This is a genomic window from Shimia abyssi (assembly GCF_003014475.1).
In the GTDB taxonomy this organism is placed as follows: Bacteria; Pseudomonadota; Alphaproteobacteria; order Rhodobacterales; family Rhodobacteraceae; genus Shimia; species Shimia abyssi.
On record NZ_PYGJ01000003.1, the window covers coordinates 26444 to 52047 of the forward strand.

A 25604-nucleotide genomic window follows, 5' to 3' on the forward strand; every position below is an offset into this window, starting at 1 on the left:
GCGGCAAAGGGAATTTTGAGCGCGGTTTGGCATGACGCCCGGTGAATTGCAACGTTACGGGGGGTCATTCTTGATTGCTTAAGGTTGCTGGCTCAGTCTTGGGCGCAACAGAAGATCAGGGAGGATTTGGTATGAAACAGATGATGATGGCAGCGGCGATGGTTTTGGCGGGCGGTGCCGCGATGGCCGATCCCGCAGAGGGCGTATGGAAGACAGCGCCAGGTGACAGCGGCGGATATCTGCATGTGGCGATTTCTGCCTGTGGTGCAGCACTGTGTGGAACCATAAAGGAGGCGATTGCCGCGGATGGCGCGAACACCGGCGACTATGAGCACCTCGGCAAAAAGATGCTGTGGGACATGAAGGCCAATGGCGGTGGGAAATATAGCGGCGGCAAAATCTGGGCGCCGGATACAGACAAGACCTATAAGTCGAAAATGACGCTGAACGGCAATACGTTAAGTGTTCGCGGGTTTGTGGGTGTTTCGGCCTTTGGGAGAAGTCAGGATTGGACCCGCATTCAATAGCCTTTTTGGCGCCCCGCTTGAGCAGGGCGCCTGACGTCTCAGACCGCGCCGGTATATTCGCCGCGCGCCGGGTAGCTGTTGGCAATCGCAAAATCAAGCGCTCCCACCAGTTCCGAGAAATGTGGGCGGACAAACGGCATGGTCTGGACCGAGCCGTAATAGAGTGACTGGTCCGGGCTAACCATAAATAGGCCGGGTTCTGAGAACAGAGCGGGTTCTTCGATGCCAATGGACGTCTTGCCACGCGAGGTTGAGATATAGAGACCCCATTCCTTGGCAACGGCCAGTGGCAGATCATAGCCAAACCGAAGGCTTTTGGCTTCGATCTTGTCCGCCATGGCCCGAGTGCGCTCTTCTCCGTCCGAGGATATGGCGATGCAGTTCACGCCGCGCTCGGCAAAATCGGCAACGCGCTTTTCCAGCTCTTTGAGGTAGTTAGCGCAGATCGGGCAGTGCAGGCCGCGATAGAAACAGATGACGGTGCCGCGCTCAGAGGTCTCAGAGGCGAGATCAAAGGGGCCATTGTCCAAGGTGGAGACCGAGAGGTTCGGAGTTTTTTGACGGGGAATCAGCATTGCATGTCCTTTCAATTGTGCTTGATTGCACTGATACAGGGGTTTAATGTCAAATAATTCCGATTAACCATGCAGAAAGACCGATTTCCCATGGATCGCCTCACGACGCTTGTTGAACGTTTTCGCTTGGAAGTGCGCCTAGCTAAACAGGATGATGCGAACCTTTTGGTTTTGGGGGGCGTGAATTTGCCGGAAAAAGTGCTGTTTTTCACACGCGGTCAAGGTGTGCAGGAGCAGGCCGGCGCGTTGCTTTTGGTGCATGTATCGTGGGCGGGACAGAATAATCCGTTGCTTGCCGCTTTGCCGGACGTGGTAGATTTCGATTTGGCGGGACAGGCCGATACTCAGGCACTGGTCAGAGTGATGCTGGCCGAAGTTCGGGGCAATCGCTGTGGCGCGCAATCTGTGGCAAACCGGTTGGGCGAAGCGCTGATGGTGCGGTTGCTGCGGGACCAGATCGAGCGTGGCGCAACCGAGGCCGGTCTGTTGGCGGGCATGGCCGATCCGCGCATCAGCCGAGCGATTGTGTCGATGCATGACCATCCGGGGCGGGTTTGGAAAAATTCAGATCTGGCAATGGTTGCCGGGTTGTCGCTGTCGCGGTTTGTGGAACTGTTCGGCACAATCGTAGGTGAAACGCCAATGGGTTATCTCAGGCGCTGGCGGTTAATTCTCGCACGGCAGGACGCCGAACAGGGCGACCGGATCGACGCCATCGCGCGCCGATATGCCTATGGCAGCACCGAGAGCTTTACCCGTGCCTTTCGCCGCGCACATGGTGTAGCACCATCCTCGCTACGCACGCCCTGATCTTCATCTTGCCAAAAATACTTTGGGGGAATCGCAGCTTAGCTGTGAAGGGGGCAAAGCCCCCCTCTGCTCAGGGTCGCCAGCGCAGGAAATTGCCAATCATGCGCAACCCAACGTCCTGGCTTTTCTCAGGGTGGAACTGCATCCCCAGCATTGTATCGCGCCCAATGATGGCCGTTACATCTCCGGCATAATCGACATGGGCGATGCGTTCGGCTGGGTTTGTCACGTGGAATTGATAGGAGTGCACAAAATAGGTGTGATCGCCGGTCTGCACACCGTCCAGCACCGGGTGAGGGTGGTCGATGACAAGGTCATTCCATCCCATGTGCGGCACTTTCAGAACGGGATCAGTCGGGGTGATCTTCTCTACATCGCCAGCGATCCAGTTGAGACCAGCGGTCTCTTGGTATTCGTGGCCGGTTGTGGCCATAAGCTGCATGCCAACACAAATTCCGAGAAAGGGACGGCCCCTTTGCTCGACCGCTTCGACCATGGCGTCATAGATGCCTTTGTGGCCACGCAATTCGCTTGCACAAGCAGGAAATGCACCGTCACCGGGTAAAACGAGACGGTCCGCGCAAGCCACTATTTCAGCGTCATAGGTGACAACCACCTCGCCGCCGTCAACTTCGCGGGCCATGCGCTGAAACGCCTTTTCGGCGGAGTGAAGATTGCCGGATTCGTAGTCTATAATGGCGGTCAACATTGGAGCGTCCTGAAACAGCGGTGTTCTGGTCCAGTTCAAGTGGCCTTAATTGCGCACGGGGTCAAGAGGATGACGTGTCGCCGATCCGATCGAGAAGTGCCATGACCTGATCAAAGGGGCCATCCCCAAGGTTTTTTGGATGCAGACAGCCAAGTCGCCCGGAGACAAAGAGCATGGTGTAGCCATGCACAAGGGACCAGACTTGAAATTCGATGACTTCTTTTTGGGTGTCGGGCGGCACAAACGGCGCACAGGTGTCGCGCAGGATTTGGTAAGCATCGGAATCGCCCGGATCAATCCGCTCGCGCAGCAAGCTTTCTGCGTCCAAGCCAAACATGGTTTCCAAGAGCGCGCGGTGGGTAAGGCCGAATTGAACATAGCCCCGGCAGATACCACGCAAACGGTCACGTGGTGACGGGCCTTCCGCGTTTGCGGCATCCATCATGTGGCGCGAAAACAATCGGAACGCCTCTTGGGCGACGGCGCTCTTGAGACCAGCCAGCCCGTCGAAATGATGCGCAGGAGCGGCGTGGGAGACTCCGGCGCGTGCGGCGCATTTGCGCAGTGTAAGGGCGGCAATGCCACCTTCATCAAGCAGGGAAATTCCTGCCTTTATCAACGCGTTGCGCAAATCGCCGTGATGATGGGCGGGTTTGGTCGGAGTTTGGGTCATGCAGGGATGATCCAATGGTATCTTGACAGTGTCAAGAAGCGCCCTATGTTGCTTGCAACTTTACAGTGTCAAGTTCGATGATGAAGGAGTGACATGGCTGCGATTGCATGGAGAATTTGGATTTGGGTTTTTTGGGTTCTGAGCGTTAGCGTTGCGCTGGTATCGCTACGCTTTATGCCGCTGGGTGTGGCGGAGTCGATGACATTCATGTTGCATCATGCGCTCGAACGCGAGGTTGCCTTTTACGCGCATGTGACACTTGCACCCCTAGCGCTATTGCTGTCCCCATTTCAGTTCAGTGCCAGGTTGCGCAGCGCGCGGCCGGGTTTGCATCGCTGGATGGGACGATTCTATGTGGTGTCGATCCTGCTGTCCGGGCTCGCCGGGCTGAAACTTGCGTTGAATTCTGACGCGGGTCCTGTGGCGGCTTGGGGGTTTGGACTTCTTGCTGTGATTTGGATTGGTGTAACGGCCTATGCGGTGGCGTTGGCCATGCGCGGAGAGATCGCACATCATCGGCTTTGGATGATCCGCAGCGCGGCGCTGACTTGGGCGGCCGTGACCTTGAGGCTCGAGTTGCCAATACTTACGGCTATGCTTGGCTTTGAAACAGGCTATCCGCTGGTTGCGTGGACATGTTGGGTGCCCAACCTGCTAATCGCGGAGTGGCTTGTGCGCCGCCGGGCCATGCCAGCGGCGCAAGTCGCTTAGAGCGCGCCTTTTGTGGATGGGATCGCGTCAGCTTTGCGCGGGTCGGTTTCGATTGCTTCGCGCAGTGCGCGGGCCACGGCCTTAAAGGTGGCCTCGGCGATGTGGTGGCTGTTAAACCCGTGCAGCTGATCCACATGCAGGGTGATGCCGCCATGTGTTGCAAAGCCCTGAAAGAACTCGCGCACCAGTTCTGTGTCAAATGTGCCAATTTTCTGGGTGGGCATGTCCACGTTCCAGATCAGATAGGGGCGTGCGGAAAGATCCAGTGCGGCGCGCACCTGTGCATCATCCATGGGCAAGTGACAGGAGGCGTAACGGCGGATGCCCTTTTTGTCGCCAAGGGCCTGCGTGAGTGCCTGACCCAGCGAGATGCCGGTGTCTTCGACTGTGTGGTGATCATCGATATGATAGTCACCTTTGGCGCGGATGGTCATATCGATTAGCGAATGGCGCGACAGTTGGTCCAGCATGTGGTCAAAGAATCCGACGCCCGTCTGGTTGTCGTAGATACCTGTGCCATCGAGGTTGATCTCGACGGTGATTTCGGTCTCGGCGGTTTGCCGCGTGATGGTTGCCGTGCGCATGGGGGCTGGTCCTTTGCCTCTGATTGCGAGCTCCTTATAGGGAGCGGTGGGGCGAGGGGGAAGGGGCGGGTTTTTGAGATTGTGTCTCGGGTGGCTTTTGTGCCAGCTTTGGATGGCATATTGTGAGGGCAACCATGACCACCTGCGTCTTTATCCAGATCCGCTGCAAACCCGGCACCACCTATCGCGTAGCCGAAGAAATTGCGCTGAAAGAAATCCATTCGGAGCTGCATTCGACAAGTGGCGAATATGATCTGTTGATGAAGCTCTATGTGCCGTCGGGCGAGGATGTGGGTAAGTATATTAATGACCGATTGCTGGATATTCCCGAGATTGAACGCACGTTGACGACGCTGACGTTCAAGGCGTTTTGAGGGGTTTGACCTGATGGCGCACGCCTTCGGTGCGCACAGGATATCTCGGGTTTGGCTGATGGCCAAACCTTCGGGATTTGCGCCTGCGGCGCGGGTATTTGGAGAACATTGAGATGCAGGAATGGCCAGCTGGATATGGACGGCGCGTGTTGGCTGAGGTGGACAGTACCAATGCAGAAGCTGCGCGGATTGCGCCTGAGCTACCAGGGCCTGAGTGGATATTGGGATTGCGCCAGACGGCGGGGCGTGGGCGCCGCGGCCGAGCATGGGCTGATCCGGAGGGGAATTTTGCCGCAACTTTGATAATGCGTCCGACCGAGAGCCCGGACAGGGTGGCGCTGCGGTCGTTTGTGGCTGCATTGGCGTTGTTTGAGGCGTTTGTCGCGGTGACCGGGCGGTCGCAGGGGTTGTCCTTGAAGTGGCCAAATGACGTGTTGCTGAATGGCGGCAAAGTTGCGGGTATTTTGCTGGAAAGCGCGGGTATGGTTGGTGGCGGTGTGAGCCATATTGCCATTGGTATTGGTGTGAACCTGCGCCATGCGCCGGGAGTGGAGCAGGTTGAAGAGGGGGCAATGCGGCCTGTTTCGCTTTTGTCGGAGACGGGCGCGTTGGTCACGCCTGAGGAGTTTCTGGACGCGCTGGCGGCGGCCTATGCGCAGGCTGAGGCGCAGTTTACCGCCTATGGGTTCGAACCGATCCGCACGGCATGGTTGGACCGGGCGGCGCGGCTGGGGCAAGTGATCACGGCGCGTACGGCGCGTCACGAGACCACGGGCACGTTTGAAACGGTGGACTTACAGGGCAATCTGGTGTTGAAGACCGCGAAGGGCCGTGTCGCCATCCCGGCGGCAGATATCTTTTTCTGAACCAGCCGGGGGGGGACCTCTCATGCTATTGGCAATTGATTGCGGGAACACTAACACTGTGTTCTCGATCTGGGACGGTAAAACGTTCCTGTGCACGCTACGCACGTCGACCCATCATGCACGCACGGCGGATGCGTATTTTACGTGGTTTTCGACGTTGATCCAGCATTATCAGATCGAACTGAACATAACGGACGTGATCATCAGCTCGACTGTGCCGCGGGTTGTCTTCAATTTGCGGGTCTTCGCGGATCGCTTTTTTGGCTGTCGCCCTTTGGTCGTGGGCAAGCCTGACTGTCGCTTGCCGACTGATGCGCGGGTGGATGAGGGCACAAGCGTGGGGCCCGACCGGCTTGTCAATGCGGCGGGCGCGTTTGATCGCCATGGTGGTGACCTGATTGTTGTGGATTTTGGCACGGCGACAACATTTGATGTTGTCGCGCCGGATGGGGCCTATATTGGTGGGGTTATTGCGCCGGGCGTGAACCTGAGCCTTGAGGCGCTGCACAATGCAGCCGCCGCGTTGCCGCATGTGGATGTTGCAAAGCCGCAAGGGGTTATCGGAACGAATACAGTGGCTTGTATCCAGTCGGGCGTGTTTTGGGGCTATGTCGGATTGGTGCGCGAGATATGCGCACGCATCAAGGCAGAGCGGGATCGGCCAATGAAGATAATTTCAACGGGCGGACTTGCCCCGTTGTTCCAGCAATCCGGACAGCTGTTTGATGTGTTCGAAGACGATCTGACGATGCACGGGTTGACCGTGATTCATGAATTTAACAAGGATAATGCCGCGTGAGCCGTGAGAGATTGATTTACCTGCCATTGGGCGGGTCAGGTGAAATTGGCATGAACGCCTATGTCTATGGATATGGGCCGGAGGATCGCGAACGTTTGATTCTGGTCGATCTGGGTGTCGCGTTTTCGGATATGGACACCAGTCCGGGTGTGGATCTGATTTTTGCCGATATCAGCTGGCTGGCTGAGAATAAGGATCGACTAGAAGCGGTGTTTATCACCCATGGTCACGAGGACCACGTCGGCGCGGTTGGGCATTATTGGGAGCGTCTTGGCGTGCCGGTTTACGCACGCACATTTACTGCGAACCTGGCTCGGCACAAGATGGCCGATCGGGGTCAACCCGAAGAAATGGTGCGCACGGTTTCCGCTTGGCCAGAGATGACCGAAGCGGGGCCATTCAAAGTGGGGTTCTTGCCGGTGAGCCACTCGATCCCGGAGAGTGCGGCACTGGTGATCGACAGCCCGGCAGGGCGGGTGATCCATTCGGGCGATTTCAAACTGGATGAGACCCCGTTGGTGGGGGAACCGTTTGATCCGGAGCTTTGGACGGATGTGTCCAAGGACGGTGTGCAGGCGCTGATCTGTGACAGTACAAACGTGTTCTCGCCACATGCCGGACGGTCGGAAGCCAGCGTTGGCCCGGAGATCGAAGCGCTGGTGAGTGGGGCGCCCAATATGGTTGTCGCCACGACATTTGCGTCCAACGTGGCACGGGTCAAGACACTGGCGGAGGCGGGCGAGCGCGCTGGCCGCTCGATCTGCCTGATGGGGCGGGCCATGCGCCGGATGGTCGAAGCGGCCACAACGACAGGTGTGTTGACCAGCTTTCCCAAGGTGGTGAGCCCGGAAGAAGCAGCCATGATACCGCGTGAAAACCTGATGTTGCTGGTAACGGGCAGTCAGGGAGAGCGGCGTGCGGCCAGTGCGCAGCTGGCAAATGGCAAATATAACGGCATAACCCTCAAGGAAGGGGATATGTTCCTGTTTTCCTCAAAGACCATTCCGGGTAACGAGCGTGGCGTGATCCGGATTATCAACCAGTTCTCGGAAATGGGCGTGGATGTAGTGGATGACAGCACCGGCAAATATCACGTGTCTGGCCACGCGAACCGACCTGATTTGCAACGGTTGCATGAGATTGTGAACCCGGCGATGGTCATCCCAAATCATGGCGAACATCGGCATTTGCGCGAGCATGCAAAGCTGGCAGGCGAGAGCGGGCGGGCGTCTATTGTGGCTGTCAACGGAACGATGCTGGACTTGAGTGGCAAAGCCCCGCGCGTGGTGCAGCATGTGGAAACCGGGCGCACGTATCTTGATGGATCCGTGCAGATTGGCGCGCTTGACGGTATCGTGCGTGATCGGATTCGCATGGCGCTGAATGGTAAGGTCGTGGTGACGGTGATCCTGGACGAAGATGACGAACCGCTGGGTGAAGCATGGTGCGAGACCATGGGTTTGCCCGAACTTGGGCGGTCGGATGCGCCGCTGTTGGATGTCATCGAAGAGGATCTGACACAGTTTCTGCGGCGTGCCGGTGCCAAGACGTTGGCCAATGACGACAAGCTGGAAAACGAGCTGCGCCGGATTGCGCGCAATACTTGCCGCGAAGAAATTGGCAAGAAACCGGAAACGACAGTGATTATTAGTCGTTTGCGCTAAGGGTTTCAGACATTTGGGCAAAAAAAGGGTCGGACAATTTTGTCCGACCTACTTTTTTGCGTAAGCGAGCGCTGTTAGCTGGCTTTACGTTCTTCGAAGCTGAGCGCGATGAACGAGGGCATGTGATCGCCCATGCCAACAACTTTCTTGTCGTCGCGACCATAGTCCCGTCCGGAATTGCGCCCACGCGAACGGCCACGGTTACCAGATTTTTCAGACGGCCGGTTGGGTGTCTCTTTTTCCGGAGCGACAAATGGCGCGGGTTCTGGTGCTGCCTCGGTCTTGGCGCGGCGGTCTTTGCGCTCAGAAGATTTGGACTGTGAGGATTTGGTCTCTGATTGTTTGCGTTCTTCGGGTTTGGAAGGGTATTCGACGCGCGTGATCTCTTTCTGGATCAGCTTTTCGACCGCATCAAATGCCTTTTCGTCCCGCGGTGTGCAGATGGTAAACGCTTTGCCCTCGCGGCCCGCACGCCCGGTGCGGCCAATACGGTGCACGTAATCTTCGGCATGGCCGGGGACGTCAAAGTTGAACACGTGGCTGACAGAGGGCACATCAAGGCCGCGTGCCGCTACATCCGAAGCCACAAGAATGCGCAGCTCGTTATTGCGGAACGATTCCAAAGTGCGCGTGCGCTGGGACTGATCCAGATCGCCGTGGATTGGTGCAGCGTCGTAGCCGTATTTCTTAAGCGATTTCGCGGTAATATCCACATCCGTCTTGCGGTTGCAGAAGATGATCGCGTTGGTGCAGGCGTCGCCCTCGCTGTCGATGATCGCGCGCAGGACACGGCGTTTTTCACTGCCTTCGCGGTCGCGGCGCGATGCTTTGAACATGACAACGCCTTGCTCAATGGTTTCGGACGCAGTGGCCTGACGGGCCACTTCGACACGGGCCGGAGCGGAGAGGAATTCGGATGTGATCCGTTCGATCTCGGGTGCCATCGTTGCAGAGAAGAAGAAAGTCTGACGCGTAAAGGGCGTAAGTTTGAAGATGCGCTCGATATCGGGGATGAAACCCATGTCGAGCATCCGGTCAGCCTCGTCCACAACCATGACCTGAACGCCGGTCAGCAACAGCTTGCCGCGCTCGAAATGGTCGAGCAGGCGACCCGGTGTGGCAATCAGCACGTCGACGCCACGGTCAATCAGGATGTCCTGTTCCTTGAAGCTGACGCCACCGATCAAAAGCGCCTTGGTCAGTTTCAGATGTTTGGAATAGGTGTCGAAATTCTCGGCCACCTGTGCCGCCAATTCGCGGGTTGGGCAGAGCACAAGGCTGCGCGGCATACGTGCGCGGGCACGGCCTCGGGCCAGAAGCGACAGCATCGGCAGCGTAAAACTGGCCGTTTTGCCGGTGCCGGTCTGAGCGATGCCCAACACGTCACGCCCCTCGAGCGCTGGAGGAATGGCTCCTGCCTGAATCGGTGTTGGTGTTTCATAGCCCGCTTCGCTGATCGCTTTCAGCACCTTCGGGTTGAGGTTCAAATCGGAAAATTTGGTCATGTGTATCCGTTGCTTACGGACACTTTCCCGGCCCGTACATATGGTGTGGTGTCAGGCCCGTTTGGCCTCGCTTGGCAGCGTGAGAGCGACCCACGCGCGCCTTGTATCTGAAGGTGGCGTTCGGGTCAACAAAGGCGCCTTGGGCGCCTAAGATTGTTGCTTACTCTACCACAATTTACGAAAATTCGGGGAAATGTTTCCGTCTTTTTGTGTCAAGATCGAGATGAAAGACGCTAAGCAGGTCGTGGTGGCGCAACTGTTTGATTAGCTCAGGGCGCGCGAGGCAAACTTCTTCGAAGAAGTTGCGCAAGGCAGCTTCGCCGCCATCGTCGATCAGAAATGTGAAAAGGTCATGCAGCGACATGCCACCAAGTCCGAGTTTGCGATCGGACTTAAGCGAGCTGCGGTACGACCCTTTGGTCAAGCGATAGTCGAAGATCTTTTGCCAGTCGTCCCAGCTTTTGATGTGCATGTGACAAAGTTCGATGTGTTCAAGGACTTGGCGGGGCCCGATTTCGACGTTGTCCTGTGTGCCGCGATGTATGCGAAAACGCAGATTGGGCAGGCCAGCGCGGATAAAGATTTTGCCGACACTATGGCTGACAAAGCCGCTGCGGCGGATACCGCCAAAATTTGGATAGAAGGTGCGCTCAAGCTCGATACGACTGTGTTCGGTGCCGATCCAGCGCTTGCAATATGTGGCAGTTGGGTCCAGTCCGTCGACTCCGTCGGTGCTCAGCGCCTCGGCTGGGCGCACGCGTGCACAGACGACATCCGTTGGCAAGGCACTCAGAAGGTCGCGGACGGGTTGGGTTGGGCAGAGATATTCGTCGACATCTATGTGCGCCAGCCAATCGAGACCATGATCCAAAGCATAGGCATGGCTGGCGTTGATGGTTTGGCGGGGTTGATGGGCGTCGGGTTTCTTTTTGCCGATACTGCGCCAATAATCGCCATTTGTGCGTGTGACGGTGACTTGAGGGTGGTCGCGTAAGGCACTGAGGGCCTTTTTGTTTTCGTTGTCGAGATAGATGAAAATGTGGTCCGCGCCCAGATCGAGGTGATAGGCGACAAAGGCGAGGACGTCGCGGGCGGGTGCCTTGATGGTTGAAGCAATGCCCCAGCGCGTCATTTATCGGCCCGTCGGCGTTCGAGTTTATCGCGCATAATCTTGAGCCGACGGAACACACCGCCGCTTTCGCTATTGAGTTCGTTCAAAAGATGGCAGGCCAGCGGTCCGACAACTGGTTCCTGTTCCGCCATTTCCCAAATCGGTGCAATAAGATTGATGTCTAAGCCCCCGTTTCGCAACGCAAATGGCTGCATATCAAGTGGCAAGCGGGCTTTAGTGCGGCCCCCAAGGCCAAAGTCCTTGCCTGGCTTGTGGCCACTATAGGTGCGTTCGAATTCGTAGAGCTTCATAACGCCAAACAACATGCGCAGGGCGTGGCCAATTTCGCGTTGTTGGAGAGTGTCGCCATGATCGGCAAAGGTTTGAACGGACGAAACGAGCCAGCGCAAGTTTAGATTCGGGATCAGATGATTGGCTTCTTCGGCCCAGAGGCGCCGGAACAGCGCTGGGGTTTGGCGCGGGAAGTCGCGTTTGCGCAGGTTAGAAATCAGCTGCGCGTTGAGAAAGGTGAGCTCTGTATTGCCGACAAATTCGCGCGCGATTTCGCGGCGTTTCCTTGACCATGACGTATTAGGCTCGCCCTTTTGTCTTTCTGTTGCGCTCTCAGAGACTTGGGAGTCCTTCATCATGTGAAGATCGCAGTCGAGCGCTGGGAGATCCTCTGGGCCGAAATCGAAAGGTGCGCGCCGCCCTTCGTAGCGGTCCAATAGGGCTGGCAAGCCGCCGGGATAGGTCAGGTTCTGGTTCGTCATGGGCGCATGATTGCATGGGGGTCTACCCCATGCAATTGCTGTTCTGATCAGACCATCATTTCCTTGGTTGCGGTGAGTTTTACGTCCGGGTAATCCCGGTCGACCCGGTCGATGTCCCATTGCAAGCGGGTAAGGAACACAACGTCGCCGTCATGGTCGTACGAGATATGCTGTTTGTTGGTATTCACAAACTTATCAATGGCTTGCTGGTCGCCGTTCACCCATCGTGCCGAGGTGAATTGCGACTGCTCAAAGCGCACAGGCAGACCGTATTCCATCTCGATCCGGCTGGCGAGCACCTCGAACTGAAGCTGGCCGACAACGCCGACGATAAAGCCAGACCCGATCATCGGTTTGAACACCTTGGCCGCGCCTTCTTCGGCGAATTGCATCAGCGCTTTTTCGAGGTGCTTAGCCTTCATCGGATCACCTGCGCGGATGCCTTGCAGCAATTCGGGCGCAAAGCTGGGGATGCCTGAGACGCGCAGGGCCTCGCCTTCGGTCAATGTGTCACCGATGCGCAATTGCCCATGGTTGGGAATGCCGATGATATCGCCCGCCCAGGCCTCTTCTGCCAGTTCGCGATCAGACGCGAGGAAGAGGACAGGGTTGGAGATGGCCATGGGTTTCTTGGTGCGTACATGGGTCAGCTTCATGCCGCGTTTGAAATGCCCTGACGCCATACGCACAAAGGCAACTCGATCGCGGTGTTTCGGATCCATGTTCGCCTGAACCTTGAAGACAAAGCCGGAAACTTTTGTTTCCTCTGGTGAAATCTCGCGTGGCAGGGCCTTTTGCACCTGTGGTTCCGGGCCGAAATCGCCGATGCCGTCCATCAACTCCTTGACGCCAAACGAGTTGATCGCTGAGCCGAACCAGATTGGGGTCATGTGCCCTTCGAGTACGGATTGCGTGTTGAGCGTTGGCAAAAGCTCGCGGGCCATCTCGATCTCTTCGAGCAGTTTCTCGAGCAGATGCTCGGGGACGTGCTCGGCCAGCTTGGGATCGTCAAGGCCCTGAATTTGCACGGTTTCTGCTATGACGTTCCGATCGGCACGATCCATCAGTTCAAGGCGGTCGTTCAATAGGTCGTAGCACCCCATGAATTCGCGCCCGACACCGATGGGCCAACTGGCGGGGGTGACATCAATGGCGAGGTTTTCTTGGATTTCGTCAATGATATCAAATGTGTCCCGACTCTCGCGGTCCATTTTGTTACAGAAAGTCAGAATCGGAAGGTCGCGTAGGCGGCAGACTTCGAACAGTTTCTGGGTTTGGCTTTCCACACCTTTGGCGCCGTCGATCACCATGACAGCTGCATCAACTGCGGTCAGCGTGCGATAGGTATCCTCGGAAAAATCCGAGTGGCCCGGCGTGTCGACCAGATTGTAGCGAAATTTGCCAAAATCAAAGGACATGGCGGAGGCTGAGACCGAGATACCGCGATCTTTTTCCATCTGCATGAAATCTGAGCGGGTGCGGCGGGCTTCGCCTTTGGCGCGCACCTGACCGGCCATCTGAATGGCACCGCCATAAAGAAGGAATTTTTCGGTCAATGTCGTCTTGCCAGCGTCGGGGTGCGAAATGATCGCAAAGGTCCGGCGACGGGCGATTTCAGGCGGCAATTCCGGGCGGTTTGATGCAGTGTCCAACATGAGCGCGCGTATAGGGTGCGGAACGCGAATTCGCAAGGAAAAGCGGGTCAGGTGATTGGACGCAATTGCACCGAGAATTGCCAGTTGCCGTTCGGTTCGCTTATTTGGAGGAGGCCCGCTTGAGCAATGCGGCGGCGTCTGGTCGATCAAGCAGGCTCTTGTGCACTTCGTATTCATGGTGACGACGGCGTTGATGACCGGGCATGGGCTCTGACATTCTTTTCTGAAGATCTGCTGGCAAGACGGCCTGTGTGCGCATGTCAATTTGCATGGTTTCGGCAGAGATACCTTCGGCAAAAATAATCTGGTGACTGTCAAACATCAGCTGGAAATAATCGACAAAGCCGCCGTCTTGCACTTGGACGGTGTCGTCATTCACAAGGTGGCGCGCCTTGACCATCAGCTCAGAGCGCCCTGCACCGATGTGATCGTGGCGTTGGTAGATGAACAGGCGGTGGTCCGGGCTGACCATAAGGTCGCCCGCATTGTTCAGGGTTCCGGCGGAGATCCGGATGGGGGCAAACACACCTACGGCGCGTTGGGTCGACGTACCAATCCAACGAATTTCCTGTGGTCCGTCATCACGGGTCAGGACAAGATCACCGGCAGAAAGGGACTCGACCGGCTTTTGTTCACCGGTTGCCATCGTGATACAGGTGCCGCGTGTAAAGCTGACGCAGGCCAGTTGCGCCAGCCGGTGCTTAGCGGTTTGTTGATCAGTGCCAACAAGGACGTAGTTGGTTTTTGGATAAAGCGGGGCCAGCGGGGCGCCGAAGATATTGGCAACATTGCCGTCCTCGTCCACCTCGACCAGAATAAGCACTTCGATTGTGTCGCCAGACGGGGGCATAAAGGTTGCCACGCAATCCAGAAACACCCGTGCGCCGGGTGTTCCTACTGCCGACTCGCTGGCGGTGTGAAGCTGGCCATTTTTGTCGGCGCTAAAGGAAAATGGCACGACATCCGCATCGACTGTCAGTGAATAAATGTCGTCAGGGACCATATCGTCTGCAAAGGAAAGCTCATCACCCAGGTTGGCGCCATCGGTCACTTTGAGCATCGACGCCGGATATACCGGTAGGCTCTGGGAGGGATTTGAATTGGTTTGTTGCGTAGACATTTGAATAAGCTCTCTTGCTCGTATCAAGTATGCAAGACCTAGCACCAGAATATGGCAGCATCGCGCCCGCTCACAGGCAATATGCTGGCATCGGATGTGGTTTTCGGGTTTTGTTCGAGCAAGGAAAAGGGGAATCGCATGGATTTTGGAATCAAAGGTAAGCGCGCGCTGGTTTGCGCCTCGTCCAAGGGGCTTGGATTGGGATGCGCACGGGCGCTAGCGGGTGAGGGCGTAGATCTGGTAATGAACGCTCGTGGTACAGACGCGCTTGAGGCCAGTGCTGCGGCTATTCGGGACGAGTTTGGTGTAAACGTGACGACTGTGGCCTGTGATGGAACCTCGCCCGAGGGGCAGAATAAGTTGATCGAGGCGGCGCAGGGCGTTGATATCCTTGTGAATAATGCTGGGGGGCCGCCTCCAGGCATGTGGACTGATTGGGAGCGGGATGATTTTATCAAGGCGCTGGATGCCAATATGTTGACGCCCATTGCGCTGATCAAAGCGCTGGTGCCGGATATGATGGACCGCGGTTGGGGTCGCGTGGTTAACATCACATCGCAATCTGTAAAAGCACCGATTGCCATTTTGGGCCTGTCCAATTCGGCGCGGGCGGGTTTGACCGGCTATGTCGCGGGCACGTCGCGGCAGGTGGCTGGGTCTGGCGTGACCATCAACAACCTGCTGCCGGGCATTCACGCCACTGATCGTGCGATTGCACTGGACACAGGCGTGGCGACGCAAAATGATATCTCTCTGGAAGAGGCACGTGATCGGCGGTTTGCCACAATCCCGGCAGGGCGGTACGGCACCATTGACGAATTTGGCGCGGCCTGCGCATTTTTGTGCTCGCAATACGCCGGGTTTATCGTGGGTCAGAACCTGTTGCTGGATGGCGGCGGGATCAACGCGACGATGTAGCGCATGAGCTCATTTTCACTGAAGGATCAGCTGTTTAACGCAGATAGTTTGGGTGACTTGGCGGCGGAATTTGCTGCTGGGGTGCCTGATTTTGACGGCGCGGATTTTCTGGCCGAAGTGGTGCCGGGACTGCAAGGGCGCGAGTTGCTGGAGCGGCTTGAATGGATTGCGGATTGCGTTGCCGCGCGGCTGTCTGGCGATTTTGCCCAGATGGCGGATCAGATTGAGGCGGTGATGCCCGCGCCGCTGGACCCGTCGCTGCGGGACGATGATTTTGGCCGGTTCATTCACGCGGTTCCGGGTATTCTAGCGGTGCGGCATGGCTTGGAGGATCACCGCGAGCGGGCGCTGGATTTGCTGTATGAAGCCACGCAACGTTTCTCGATGGAGTTTTACATTCGCCCGTTCCTGAACCGATGGCCCCAAGAGACATTTGCGCGGCTTGAGACATGGGCGGGCGATGAGAATTACCATGTGCGCCGCTTGGTCAGCGAGGGCACACGGCCAAAACTACCCTGGGCCAAGAAGGTGGAGATTGATCCGCTTTCACCATTGCCGCTATTGGACCGGTTGCACGGCGACAAGACACGTTATGTCACTCGGTCGGTGGCAAACCACCTGAATGACATTGCCAAAATTGCTCCGGACGTGGTCACGGATCGGTTGCAGGCATGGCATGGCGCAGGCGTTCAGGCGGCGAAAGAGCTGGACTGGATGACGCGCCATTCCTTGCGCACATTGGTCAAGACTGGCGATGCGAAGGCGCTGGCGTTACTGGGGTTTCACGCGGATGCGCCGGTGACTTTGGCCAGTTTGTCGGTAGTTTCGCCGCAAGTGGCGATTGGCGATGCACTGGAGTTTGACGTGATCTTGGAAACGGACGCTAATGCAGATGTGCCTGTTGTGGTGGATTACGTTTTAACATTTGCGCGACCGGGTGGGCGCTCCGGTCAAAAGGTATTCAAGCTGAAACAGGCCAAGGTGCCTGTTGGCGGGCGATTGGCGTTGCAGAAGCGGCATGTGTTGAAGGCGAATGCCACAACGTTCACCTGGCATCCCGGCGCGCATCGGGTGGCGGTGCAGGTCAATGGACGCGTTTTAGGTGATGTCGAGGTTGAGGTGGTCGCGGGCTGAGCAGCTGTTGCAAAGCTTTGACATTCCTTCACGATTGCGTTGAGCGCGTGGTGCGTGCGCTCAACTATTGCTAACCCCGTGAGACAGATTTTGCATCTTGGGGACAGTTATGCAGACAACCGTTGTAATTGCGGCATTCGCGTTGATTGTGGCGCTGAGCGTTGCCGTGGCACCACGTCGGGGTACCGTTGAAGGGTTTTTTGGCGGGACGGGCGAGAGCGGCGGTCAACCGGGTTTGTGGACGCTGATCCTTAGCCAGGTGACGACGTGGATTTTTGCCCGCTCGCTGATGAACGCGGCAATTCTGGGGTTCTATTATGGGATCGCGGGTGTTCTGGCCTATGCAGCCTATTACGGGTCGTTTCTGACTGGCGGTTATATCGTCGGGCGAATGCGTGCGGATGGCGCGATGTCGGTGCAGGACTGGCTGGGCGCGCGGTTCGGGGCGGTTGGCAACACTTGTTACAATGTGGTGATCGGGTTGCGGCTGCTGTCAGAAGTGTTTGCCAATCTGCTGGTTGTGGGCCTGATCTTTGCCGCCGCCTTACCTGAGTTCGGTATGGCGCGAGAGGCGTCAATCCTATTGGTGGGTTCGCTGGCGCTGGCCTATTCGGCGTGGGGTGGGCTGTCGGCAGCACTGCGTACGGATGTGGCGCAGATGCTGGTGTTTCTGGCGGTGTTTGGCGTTGCCTTTGTCGCCCTGTTGACACGGCCCGGATTTGATTTGGGCGCGGTGCTGACGGCCGGGGGTGCGTCGGGGGCGTATAATGGTTGGGTTTTATTGATCGTCGCATTTTTGCAGGTGTTTTCCTATCCAGTGCATGATCCAGTAATGATGGATCGCGGGTTCCTGAGTGACCGGGATACAACGCGCAAAAGCTTTCTCCACGCGTTCTGGATTTCTAGTCTGTGCATTATCGGGTTTGGGTTCTTCGGCATTCAGGCGGCCTTGGAAGGCGCGGCTGTCGAAGGTCAGTTGATTGGGACATGGGCGGCGATGCTGCCCGGTTGGGTCTATGTCGCGTTGTTGTTGTCGCTGTTGGTGTCCGCGCTGTCGACGCTGGATTCGGCGTTGAGTTCGTCAGCGAGGCTGGCTGTTGAAGAGCTGGAGCTGGCGCCGCGCACGTTGGCGGGGGGGCGATTGGCAATGCTAGTCTTTGCATTGGCGGGCGGGGCTTTGACGCTTTGGGGGAACCAAACGCTTTTTGACGCGGTGGCCGTGTCGGGAACGGCATCGATGTTCCTGACACCTGTGCTGGTGGCGGGGTTGATTGGGCGGCGTAAAGTGCCGTTGTGGGTGTTTCTGGCGAGCTTTGTGGCCGCAATTACTGGCGCGGCGGTTTATGCGTTGCGGGATCACGCGATATTCAAGGCGGTGCTTTTCGAGGGGCACAAATACGAGCAGCTGTTGCAGATCTGTATTTTGGTGCTGTTGGTCGGCTTTGCCGCTGTCTGGATTGGAACACGCAGGGTTGAAGAGGTGCGGGGGGGCTGATACATCTCGGCGAAATCCGATGGTTTCTCTCGGAGATTGCAAGAGGCTTAGGTGCAGTCGCAGACCATAGACATTCCCACGCCGCGTTTGGAAATCCGCAACATGCGTCGCAGTTTTGGCGATAGGCGGGTGGTGGACGACGTTTCGTTGACGATCCAGCCCGGTCAGGTGCTGTGCCTGCTGGGGCCGTCGGGCTGCGGCAAGTCGACGACATTGCGCATGATTGCGGGCGTGGACATGCAGGACAGCGGCGAGATCTATGTCGATGGCGCCCTGATTTGTGACACGGTGTTTCGCATCCCGCCAGAACGTCGCCAGATCGGGTTGATGTTTCAGGATTTTGCGCTGTTTCCGCATCTGAGTGTGGCTGACAATGTGGCCTTTGGCCTGAAGGGCAGCAAGGACGAAAAGCGTGCGCGAGTGGTCGAATTGCTGGACAAGGTGAACTTGTCCTGGGCGATTGACCAATTTCCGCATCGATTGTCCGGCGGTGAGCAGCAACGGATCGCACTTGCGCGTGCCCTTGCGCCGAGGCCACGGATCATGCTGATGGATGAGCCGTTTTCGGGGTTGGACAACCGGTTGCGCGACGAGATTCGCGACCATACGCTGAGCTTGCTTAAGGAAGAAGATACAGCTGTGATGCTGGTCACGCATGAACCGGAAGAGGCCATGCGGATGGCCGATGAAATTGCGCTCATGCGCGATGGCCGCATTGTGCAACAGGGCGCGCCTTATAATGTTTATAACAAGCCGGTTGACCGAGAGGCCGTGGCGTTTTTCAGCGACGTCAACGTGATCAAGGGCGTCAGCAACGGTGCGCTGACGGACACGCCTTTCGGACAGTTTCTGACGCCGGGATTGGCGGATGGCGCAGCGGTGGATATCGTGATCCGCCCACAGCATCTGAAACTGGATTTTGACCGAAAGGGCAAGGGACCACTGCCCACGGCCAGCGATGGCGTGGCGGCACGAGGCCGGGTCAAACGAGCGCGTTTTATGGGCAATGAGAGCCTTGTTGAATTTGTCATGTATTATGACGGGTCAGAGCTGAAGGTGACAGTTCCAAACGTGTTCTTGCCCAAAGAAGGCACGACCTTGTGGCTGACCATGCGACGGGATCGGTGTTTCGTTTTTCCGGCAAAAGGGTAAGCCTAAGCTGTTTTTTTGGAAGAGAATTCAGGCTATTTTCCAGCATTTTAATCCCGGTTCTTAAAGTCCTTTAGCCGCTTTCCCGGCTCATCAACAAACAAACCCGGCAAAATCGAAACTTCGTCAATCTGATCCACACGCAGGTTTTCGAAATCGCCCAGTGTCTCGTTCCAGACAATACAGGTCCAGACGCGGCCCCAGTAATCCATTTTGAGCGGTCGCACGTCGCTGGTTTGCGCATTTGCCATTTTCAGGCGCAGCTTTTGGCGTGCGCGGATGGCCGTGCGCAATGGGGTCAGATGGCGAAACCCGTGGGCGGCATCGGCAAAGGGGTAGACGGCAAATCCAAAGCTTTTGGGGGCCTCGCGGCTGTCTTCGGGCAGGACCGCGTCAATCTTGGCCGAAAGGGTTTCAGCTGCGTCGCGCAACTCGCCCTCCATACCCATGCCCACCGCAGCAAGGCCCACATGCAGAGCCTCAAGCTCGGTCTCGGTCAGGTTCAGCGGGGGCAGGGTGATCGCTGCGCGCGCGGAATAGCCATGGCCGCGCTCACCCTCGACTGGAATGCCGCTGGCGGCGAGCGTTTCCATGTCGCGGTAGATGGTGCGCATAGAGACTTCTAATCGCTTTGCCATGTCTTCGGCCCGGTGCAGGCGACCGTCCTTGAGAATCTCGATGAGGGCATAGAGCCGGTCGGCGCGTTTCATGGGGGTGATTCTCTGCTCAACTGACAAAAAACTGGCAACTGACAGAATAATGTCAAAATGTGGCGAGAAACAGCCCCGATCAACGCATTATTGAGTGGTTTGGTGCTTTTGTGTCCGCAGGCAAACCGCTAGGAATTAAGCCAATGGTTAAGGGGCGCATGCCGTCCGATGTTAGGAGAAACATCATGGGAATTGGAAATATTGGTTTGCCAGGCATTCTGTTGATTGCGGTTGTTGTTCTGGTTCTGTTTGGCCGGGGCAAGATCAGCGGCCTGATGGGCGAAGTGGGTAAGGGCATCACATCGTTCAAAAAGGGCATCAACGAAGGCGAAAAAGAGCTGGAAGAAGAAGTGGCAGAGACGGCCAAAGACGTCACGCCCGAAGACGACAAAGACAAAGTCTGATCTGGGGCTGACGGTTTATGTTTGATCTGGGATTACCGGAACTTCTCGTGATTGGGATCGTGGCATTGATTGTTGTCGGTCCCAAGGATTTGCCGGTTATGTTCCGGACAGTGGGCCGGTTCGTTGGCAAAGCCAAGGGGATGGCCCGCGAGTTTTCGTCGGCAATGAACCAGGCAGCGGATCAGGCAGGTGTCAAAGATGTGACCGACACGCTGAAAGGGGCTACGGACGGGTTGAACAAGGTGTCCAACCCGATGAAGGCGGCCTCGGACGCGGTTAAAGACACCGCAAAGTCGATGACAGATCTGAACCTGAACCCCGATAGTGAAACCGCGAAACTGGCCGCAAAACGGGCCGAAGACGCCCAGAAGATCCGCGACGCGCACGCCGCCAAGGCGCAGGACCGGCTGGAAGCAGAGGCAGACGCGGCCGAAGCGGCGGCGGTGGAAGCGCGGGCCAAGGCGGATGCTGTGCGCGCAGCACATGATGCTTCGGGGGATAAAACATGAGCAGTTCAGACGATATTGAAGAAAGCTCTGCCCCGCTGATTGAACATTTGGCGGAGTTGCGCACCCGACTTATCCGGTCGGTGCTGGCGCTGTTTGTCGGGATATGTATCTGTTTCATCCCGATTAGTGGCGATTTTATAGCGGTTCATATTTTGAACTTCCTGTTGCAGCCGATCGAGGAATCGTTGCGTGCGCTGGGAGATCCATCTCCGACACTGCAATACACGTCACCACAGGAATACCTGTTCACGCTGTTCCGTATTTCGATGGTGTTCGGGTTCGCGATGGCGTTTCCGGTGATCGCATTTCAGATGTGGCGGTTTGTGGCGCCCGGCCTGTACAAAAACGAAAAGGGCGCGTTCCTGCCGTTTATGTTGGCCTCGCCGTTTATGTTTCTGTTGGGGGCGACATTTGCACATCTGGTTGTGACACCGCTGGCGATGGCGTTTTTCCTTGGGTTTGCGGATGTCAGTTCGATCTTTGCCAATCTGATGTCGGGTGCGACACCAGATGTGCCGGGCGAGGTGGTTGCCGTGCCTGAAACCAACGAAGGAATTAGGGTCACGTTTTTTGGTAAAGTTAACGAGAGCCTTGATATCACGTTGAAATTTATCATGGCCTTTGGGCTGTGTTTTCAGCTTCCGGTGCTTTTGACGTTGATGGGCAAGGCTGGTCTGGTCAGCGCCGAGGGGTTGGGCGCGGTGCGGAAATACGCGATGGTAGGCATTCTGGTGCTGGCCGCCGTGGTGACACCACCCGATGTTGTAACCCAGTTGATCCTGTTCACGGTCGTATATGGCCTATATGAGATTTCGATCTTCCTTGTGCGCCGCGTCGAGAAAAAACGCGAAGCCAAGCTGCGCGCCGAAGGTGTGTGGTTTGACGATGACGAGGAAGCGGCGGATGATCCAGTGGCCGAAGAGTTCGGTGGGGACGAGGCTAAGGATAAGTAAGCAGGTTTGCTTGAATTGAGAAAGGCGCGTCAGCAGAGGGTGGCGCGCCTTTTTCACATGGCGAGGGCTCTTGTCGTTTTGGGCGTAACGTGGTCTCTGAGCGTGTCGAAACGGAAGAGGCCCGCCATGGATAACGCAACCCTGACCCGAATTGCCGATGCGCTGGAGCGCATGTCACCAGCCCCGTTGGCGGCGCCGGATTTTGACGCGGCAGATGGATTCGTGTGGCATGTAGAGCCAGATCGGCTGGAGCCGGTGTTGGCGATCAACCGGGTTGATATTGGGCTTTTGATCGGTGTGGATCGCTCGCGCAATACGCTGCTGGAGAATACCGTTCAGTTTGCGCGTGGGTTGCCTGCGAACAACGCGTTGTTGTGGGGCGCACGTGGGATGGGCAAATCATCGCTGGTTAAAGCGGTGCATGCCGAAGTGCTGGCGCAGGGGTTGCCGCTCAAGATCGTGGAACTGCAACGAGAAGATTTGCCGAGTGTGTCGCGGTTGCTGAACCTGCTGCGCGGGCGCAAGGAGCGGTTCCTGCTGTTTTGCGATGACCTGTCGTTTAGCCATGACGACCAGCATTACAAGTCTTTGAAGGCGGTTCTGGATGGCGGGATCGAGGGACGGCCTGAAAACGTGGTATTTTATGCAACGTCAAACCGGCGTCATCTGATGCCGCGAGACATGATTGAGAACGAACGTTCCAGTGCGATCAACCCTTCGGAAGCGGTGGAGGAAAAAGTATCGCTGTCAGATCGGTTTGGATTGTGGCTGGGCTTTCACCCCTGTTCGCAGGATGAGTATCTGGACATGATCCGCGGCTATTGCGACGCGCATGGTGTTGAGATTGATGCCGAGACCCTGAGGGCCGAAGCCATTGAGTGGCAAGCCACCCGCGGCGCGCGCTCTGGCAGGGTGGCGTGGCAGTATTTCACCGATCTGGCGGGGCGGCGCGGCATTCAGGTTTGACCCGAGGGCGTTGCCCCCAATCGCAGCTAAGCTGCGATTCCCCCAAAGTATATCTGGCAAGATGAAGATATGGGCCGGGCTGATAGGTTATTTCAGGTAGGGTGTGGGATCGACGCTGTCGAACCCTTTGCGGACCTCAAAATGCACAAAGCTGTCTTTGGCGGGCAGCTTGGCAATTTTCTGGCCGCGTTTGACGCTGGCGCCTTTTTTCACGCTAACCGCGTCGACGTTATAGTAGACAGTCATCAGGTTGTCGGCGTGGCGCACGACGAGGATTTTGATGTCGTCGGCATCTGTGGTGATCGCGGCCACTTTGCCGTCGGCGGCGGCCTGAACCGGTGCGCCGGCGGGGGCGGAAATGTCGATGCCGTTGTTTTTGCCCTTGGAGTAGGGGCGGATGATTTTGCCATCCACCGGGTAGGACATTTGCGCGGTTGAGGCGCTTTGGGATTTTCCCAAATCGGGGGATTCAGGCGTTTCGACTTTGACGACGCTGTCATCTTCGGGGAGCGGCTGGGACGCGCTGGGAGGGGTTGGGGTCGGCGAGCCTTCGCCGGGCAGGGTGGTGGCAGCGGCTCCTGTCGCGGCGGCTGCTGCGGGCGCGCGGCTTGAGGATTTCGCGGCTTCGGGATCGGCTGGCGGGATCAGGAGGATCTGGTTCTCGCGGATTGTGAAATCGCTACCCAGCCCATTCCAGTCGGCCAAAGCGCGTACAGAAACGTTATAAAGCCGCGAGATGGTAAAGGCGGTTTCACCACGTTTCACTTTGTGTCGGATAGGTTCAAATCCGGTCTGGGTATTTGATTTGGCCGCAGGTTTTGGAGCAGGTTGCAATGTTTCGGTTGTGACGGCAGGTTCGGCATTGTCGATTGCGCTGCCTGCGATGGCGGTAATGTCGACATCACTTTGGGGGGGCTGGATCACGCCGGTGCCTCCAGTGGCGGCGGAGGGTTCTGCGACCTTGTAGGGCAGGGCGACAATCTCGCCGTCCCGAAGGCTCGCGGTTTCTTCTATGCCGTTGTATTTGGCCAGTTCGGATGCAGGCACGCCGACACGGCCAGAGACATCTGCCAATGTGTCGCCGCGCTTGGCCACGGCCACCTGATAGCCGGGATAAGAGATAATGCCACGGTTGTCAGGTTTGGGACGCTGCGCGGTGGCGGTTTTGGCAGCGGTGGTCGTGTCCAGACCGCCACCGAGGCCGCCGCGCAGGTCGACGTCAAACCCGTCTTCACAGGCCGCGCCCAAAGCGAGGGCGGAAATCGCCATCACGATACGGGCCGAAGGGATCGGAAAAACTGCCATCTCGATGTCCTCTCGCGGTGCCGATTGTTATTTCTTTTGGCGGCAACGCCGTTTGCTCTTTTTTACTCTTTATTGTCGACAACCCCTGGAATGGGCCGTCGACGTCTTACTTTAAATGTCGCGGGCGATGCCTTCGATCAAGGGCACGAAACGCACCGGGCGCAATTCGTCATAGTCAAAACCGGTCTCTGTGCGCCGGACACGGATCAGGCTTTGAACCGTGTCCGACTGGCCAACCGGTAACACCATGATACCGCCGATCTTGAGTTGCGCCAAGAGGGGGCCGGGTGGGTCCTCGGCGGCAGCTGTCACGATGATGCGATCAAAGGGCGCCTGATCGGGCAAGCCAAAGCTGCCATCGGAGGTAAAGGCGGTTATATTCACAAGATCCATCGCCTCAAAAACTTCGCGTGCTTCGCGCACGAGGCGCTTGTGGCGGTCGACCGTATAGACCCGGCGCGCCAACTGGGACAGGATCGCGGCCTGATAACCAGAACCTGTGCCGACCTCGAGCACTTTGTCGCGTGGGCTGACCTCGAGCGCCTGTGTCATCAGGCCGACAACAGAAGGCTGCGAGATGGTCTGGCCGCAGGCAATGGGCAGAGGGGTGTCTTCGTAGGCGCGTTCGGAAAACAAGCCTTTGACAAACTGGCCGCGATCGACGCGCTCCATCGCCGTGAGGACAGTGCTGTCCATCACGCCTTTGGAGCGCAGGGCAAAGAGGAACTGCATTTTGCGTTCGGCGAGGGCGTCTTCAGAGTCGGTCATTCGATGGACTTTAGTGCCTCTAGCGTGTCGTGGGCGGTCAGGTCGGCGCGCATAGGTGTGACCGAAATATAGCCGTCGAGATTGGCCCCGGCATCGCTGCCAGGGGAGGTGTCAATTTTCTGGTCGCCACCACGCGCCCACAAAAAATTGCGACCGGTGGGGGAGAGTTGGGGTTCAACCGTAAAATATGTGTTCGGCCGGCGCCCCTGGACGGCGACGCGGGTGCCTTTTACCGCGTCGGCGGTGACGGGGGGGAAGTTAATATTGTAAAACAGGTGATAGGCATCGGTGTTGGCTGGTGCCGCAGCGAGGATTTTCTGGACCACCTCTGCGCCATAGCGGGCGGCACCTTCGAATGGGTTTTCGGCATTGGCATTGCCGGGACCGTAATACTGGGACAAAGCCATTGAGGGAATACCCTGAAGCGCGCCTTCCATTGCGGCGCCCAAAGTGCCGGAATAGAGCGCGTTTTCGGCTGAGTTGTTGCCACGGTTTACACCTGAAAGGATTAGGTCTGGACGGTTGTCTTTCATCACATGATGCACCCCGGCCAGCACACAATCGGCAGGCGATCCTTCGGCGGCAAAGCGGCGTTCGCTCATTTTGGCGATCATTGTGGGGTGTGTATAGCTGATGCAGTGGGCAACACCAGATTGCTCAAACGCAGGCGCAACTGTCCACACTTCGCCATCGGGCCCAGCAACCCTTGCCGCGATTTCGCTGAGAACGGCCAATCCGGGCGCATTAATACCGTCGTCATTGGTGATGAGAATACGCATGTTGGCCCCTTTACTGCTCGGCACCTGAATAGGATGTCATACCGGTTTGAGCAAGAAC

General features: G+C 57.2%; 28 protein-coding genes. 15 read left to right on the forward strand and 13 right to left on the reverse strand.

Annotation, left to right across the window (positions count from 1 at the left end):
- Positions 1-131 precede the first annotated feature (131 nt).
- Positions 132-527 carry a DUF2147 domain-containing protein gene (locus CLV88_RS06675; protein ID WP_106607630.1) on the forward strand — a complete coding sequence of 132 codons (396 nt, stop codon included), beginning with the start codon at positions 132-134 and terminating at the stop codon, positions 525-527.
- 38 nt (positions 528-565) lie between these two features.
- Here CLV88_RS06675 and CLV88_RS06680 read toward each other — a convergent pair whose 3' ends face one another.
- Positions 566-1102: a peroxiredoxin-like family protein gene (locus tag CLV88_RS06680; RefSeq protein WP_106607631.1), complete on the reverse strand. Its 537-nt coding sequence runs from the start codon at positions 1100-1102 to the stop codon at positions 566-568.
- 90 nt (positions 1103-1192) lie between these two features.
- Between CLV88_RS06680 and CLV88_RS06685 the strand changes: the two genes are divergently transcribed.
- Positions 1193-1912 (forward strand): helix-turn-helix domain-containing protein, encoded by a 720-nt coding sequence (locus tag CLV88_RS06685; RefSeq protein WP_106607632.1) that lies wholly within the window; start codon positions 1193-1195, stop codon positions 1910-1912.
- Positions 1913-1982: 70 nt separating this feature from the next.
- Here the strand turns inward: CLV88_RS06685 and hisH are convergent, their stop codons facing one another.
- Together hisH and CLV88_RS06695 are read right to left on the reverse strand one after the other, a co-directional pair.
- A complete protein-coding gene (hisH, locus tag CLV88_RS06690; RefSeq protein ID WP_106607633.1) occupies positions 1983-2621 on the reverse strand; it encodes an imidazole glycerol phosphate synthase subunit HisH in 639 nt (212 codons plus the stop codon).
- A gap of 61 nt (positions 2622-2682) precedes the next feature.
- The gene (locus CLV88_RS06695; RefSeq protein ID WP_106607634.1) at positions 2683-3294 is read right to left on the reverse strand and encodes a TetR/AcrR family transcriptional regulator; all 612 of its coding nucleotides are present in this window, start codon (positions 3292-3294) and stop codon (positions 2683-2685) included.
- 93 nt (positions 3295-3387) lie between these two features.
- Here CLV88_RS06695 and CLV88_RS06700 point away from each other — a divergent pair, with 93 nt between their 5' ends.
- Positions 3388-4005 (forward strand): DUF2306 domain-containing protein, encoded by a 618-nt coding sequence (locus CLV88_RS06700; RefSeq protein ID WP_106607635.1) that lies wholly within the window; start codon positions 3388-3390, stop codon positions 4003-4005.
- On the opposite strand, the gene hisB is transcribed toward CLV88_RS06700, so the two are convergent.
- The gene (hisB, locus tag CLV88_RS06705; protein ID WP_106607636.1) at positions 4002-4589 is read right to left on the reverse strand and encodes an imidazoleglycerol-phosphate dehydratase HisB; all 588 of its coding nucleotides are present in this window, start codon (positions 4587-4589) and stop codon (positions 4002-4004) included. The two genes, CLV88_RS06700 and hisB, sit on opposite strands and share 4 nt — an antisense overlap.
- Before the next feature lie 134 nt (positions 4590-4723).
- On the opposite strand from hisB, the gene CLV88_RS06710 reads away from it, so the two are divergent.
- The 4 genes from CLV88_RS06710 (at position 4724) to CLV88_RS06725 (ending at position 8292) form a co-directional block, all read left to right on the forward strand.
- The gene (locus CLV88_RS06710; RefSeq protein WP_106607637.1) at positions 4724-4963 is read left to right on the forward strand and encodes an Lrp/AsnC family transcriptional regulator; all 240 of its coding nucleotides are present in this window, start codon (positions 4724-4726) and stop codon (positions 4961-4963) included.
- A gap of 113 nt (positions 4964-5076) precedes the next feature.
- Positions 5077-5829 carry a biotin--[acetyl-CoA-carboxylase] ligase gene (locus CLV88_RS06715; RefSeq protein WP_106607638.1) on the forward strand — a complete coding sequence of 251 codons (753 nt, stop codon included), beginning with the start codon at positions 5077-5079 and terminating at the stop codon, positions 5827-5829.
- A 22-nt stretch (positions 5830-5851) separates the two neighbouring features.
- The gene (locus CLV88_RS06720; RefSeq protein WP_106607639.1) at positions 5852-6628 is read left to right on the forward strand and encodes a type III pantothenate kinase; all 777 of its coding nucleotides are present in this window, start codon (positions 5852-5854) and stop codon (positions 6626-6628) included.
- Complete coding sequence (locus tag CLV88_RS06725; protein WP_106607640.1) at positions 6625-8292, forward strand: ribonuclease J; 1668 nt, start codon at positions 6625-6627, stop codon at positions 8290-8292. Before CLV88_RS06720 ends, CLV88_RS06725 begins: the two co-directional genes overlap by 4 nt.
- A gap of 74 nt (positions 8293-8366) precedes the next feature.
- Here CLV88_RS06725 and CLV88_RS06730 read toward each other — a convergent pair whose 3' ends face one another.
- The 5 genes from CLV88_RS06730 to CLV88_RS06750 all read right to left on the reverse strand — a co-directional run bounded on the left by CLV88_RS06730 (position 8367) and on the right by CLV88_RS06750 (position 14456).
- On the reverse strand, positions 8367-9797 hold the full coding sequence (locus CLV88_RS06730; protein WP_106607641.1) for a DEAD/DEAH box helicase: 1431 nt from the start codon (positions 9795-9797) through the stop codon (positions 8367-8369).
- A gap of 175 nt (positions 9798-9972) precedes the next feature.
- Positions 9973-10929, reverse strand: a complete 957-nt coding sequence (locus CLV88_RS06735) for a glycosyltransferase family 2 protein (RefSeq protein WP_106607642.1) — start codon at positions 10927-10929, stop codon at positions 9973-9975.
- Positions 10926-11681: a hypothetical protein gene (locus CLV88_RS06740; RefSeq protein ID WP_106607643.1), complete on the reverse strand. Its 756-nt coding sequence runs from the start codon at positions 11679-11681 to the stop codon at positions 10926-10928. Before CLV88_RS06740 ends, CLV88_RS06735 begins: the two co-directional genes overlap by 4 nt.
- Before the next feature lie 47 nt (positions 11682-11728).
- On the reverse strand, positions 11729-13336 hold the full coding sequence (locus CLV88_RS06745; RefSeq protein WP_106607644.1) for a peptide chain release factor 3: 1608 nt from the start codon (positions 13334-13336) through the stop codon (positions 11729-11731).
- 100 nt (positions 13337-13436) lie between these two features.
- Positions 13437-14456 (reverse strand): Hint domain-containing protein, encoded by a 1020-nt coding sequence (locus tag CLV88_RS06750; protein WP_106607645.1) that lies wholly within the window; start codon positions 14454-14456, stop codon positions 13437-13439.
- 138 nt (positions 14457-14594) lie between these two features.
- On the opposite strand from CLV88_RS06750, the gene CLV88_RS06755 reads away from it, so the two are divergent.
- The 4 genes from CLV88_RS06755 (at position 14595) to CLV88_RS06770 (ending at position 19155) form a co-directional block, all read left to right on the forward strand.
- Positions 14595-15374 (forward strand): SDR family oxidoreductase, encoded by a 780-nt coding sequence (locus CLV88_RS06755; RefSeq protein WP_106607935.1) that lies wholly within the window; start codon positions 14595-14597, stop codon positions 15372-15374.
- A gap of 3 nt (positions 15375-15377) precedes the next feature.
- A complete protein-coding gene (locus CLV88_RS06760; protein WP_106607646.1) occupies positions 15378-16508 on the forward strand; it encodes a hypothetical protein in 1131 nt (376 codons plus the stop codon).
- Positions 16509-16617: 109 nt separating this feature from the next.
- On the forward strand, positions 16618-18003 hold the full coding sequence (locus tag CLV88_RS06765) for an SLC5/6 family protein (protein ID WP_106607647.1): 1386 nt from the start codon (positions 16618-16620) through the stop codon (positions 18001-18003).
- 102 nt (positions 18004-18105) lie between these two features.
- Entirely contained in the window at positions 18106-19155 is a 1050-nt protein-coding gene (locus tag CLV88_RS06770; RefSeq protein ID WP_106607936.1) for an ABC transporter ATP-binding protein, read from the forward strand.
- A 47-nt stretch (positions 19156-19202) separates the two neighbouring features.
- Here CLV88_RS06770 and CLV88_RS06775 read toward each other — a convergent pair whose 3' ends face one another.
- Positions 19203-19862, reverse strand: coding sequence for a helix-turn-helix transcriptional regulator (locus CLV88_RS06775; RefSeq protein ID WP_106607648.1), 660 nt, complete (start codon positions 19860-19862; stop codon positions 19203-19205).
- A 185-nt stretch (positions 19863-20047) separates the two neighbouring features.
- Between CLV88_RS06775 and CLV88_RS06780 the strand changes: the two genes are divergently transcribed.
- The 4 genes from CLV88_RS06780 (at position 20048) to CLV88_RS06795 (ending at position 22694) form a co-directional block, all read left to right on the forward strand.
- Positions 20048-20266, forward strand: a complete 219-nt coding sequence (locus CLV88_RS06780; RefSeq protein WP_106607649.1) for a twin-arginine translocase TatA/TatE family subunit — start codon at positions 20048-20050, stop codon at positions 20264-20266.
- 17 nt (positions 20267-20283) lie between these two features.
- On the forward strand, positions 20284-20775 hold the full coding sequence (gene tatB, locus CLV88_RS06785) for a Sec-independent protein translocase protein TatB (RefSeq protein ID WP_106607650.1): 492 nt from the start codon (positions 20284-20286) through the stop codon (positions 20773-20775).
- Positions 20772-21728: a twin-arginine translocase subunit TatC gene (tatC, locus tag CLV88_RS06790; protein WP_106607651.1), complete on the forward strand. Its 957-nt coding sequence runs from the start codon at positions 20772-20774 to the stop codon at positions 21726-21728. Before tatB ends, tatC begins: the two co-directional genes overlap by 4 nt.
- Positions 21729-21854: 126 nt before the next feature.
- Positions 21855-22694: an ATP-binding protein gene (locus CLV88_RS06795; RefSeq protein WP_106607652.1), complete on the forward strand. Its 840-nt coding sequence runs from the start codon at positions 21855-21857 to the stop codon at positions 22692-22694.
- A gap of 87 nt (positions 22695-22781) precedes the next feature.
- Here the strand turns inward: CLV88_RS06795 and CLV88_RS06800 are convergent, their stop codons facing one another.
- The 3 genes from CLV88_RS06800 to surE all read right to left on the reverse strand — a co-directional run bounded on the left by CLV88_RS06800 (position 22782) and on the right by surE (position 25546).
- The gene (locus CLV88_RS06800; RefSeq protein ID WP_106607653.1) at positions 22782-23999 is read right to left on the reverse strand and encodes a LysM peptidoglycan-binding domain-containing M23 family metallopeptidase; all 1218 of its coding nucleotides are present in this window, start codon (positions 23997-23999) and stop codon (positions 22782-22784) included.
- 111 nt (positions 24000-24110) lie between these two features.
- Complete coding sequence (locus CLV88_RS06805) at positions 24111-24767, reverse strand: protein-L-isoaspartate(D-aspartate) O-methyltransferase (protein ID WP_106607654.1); 657 nt, start codon at positions 24765-24767, stop codon at positions 24111-24113.
- Entirely contained in the window at positions 24764-25546 is a 783-nt protein-coding gene (gene surE / locus CLV88_RS06810; RefSeq protein WP_106607655.1) for a 5'/3'-nucleotidase SurE, read from the reverse strand. The genes CLV88_RS06805 and surE overlap by 4 nt, the downstream gene beginning before the upstream one ends.
- Positions 25547-25604: the final 58 nt, after the last annotated feature.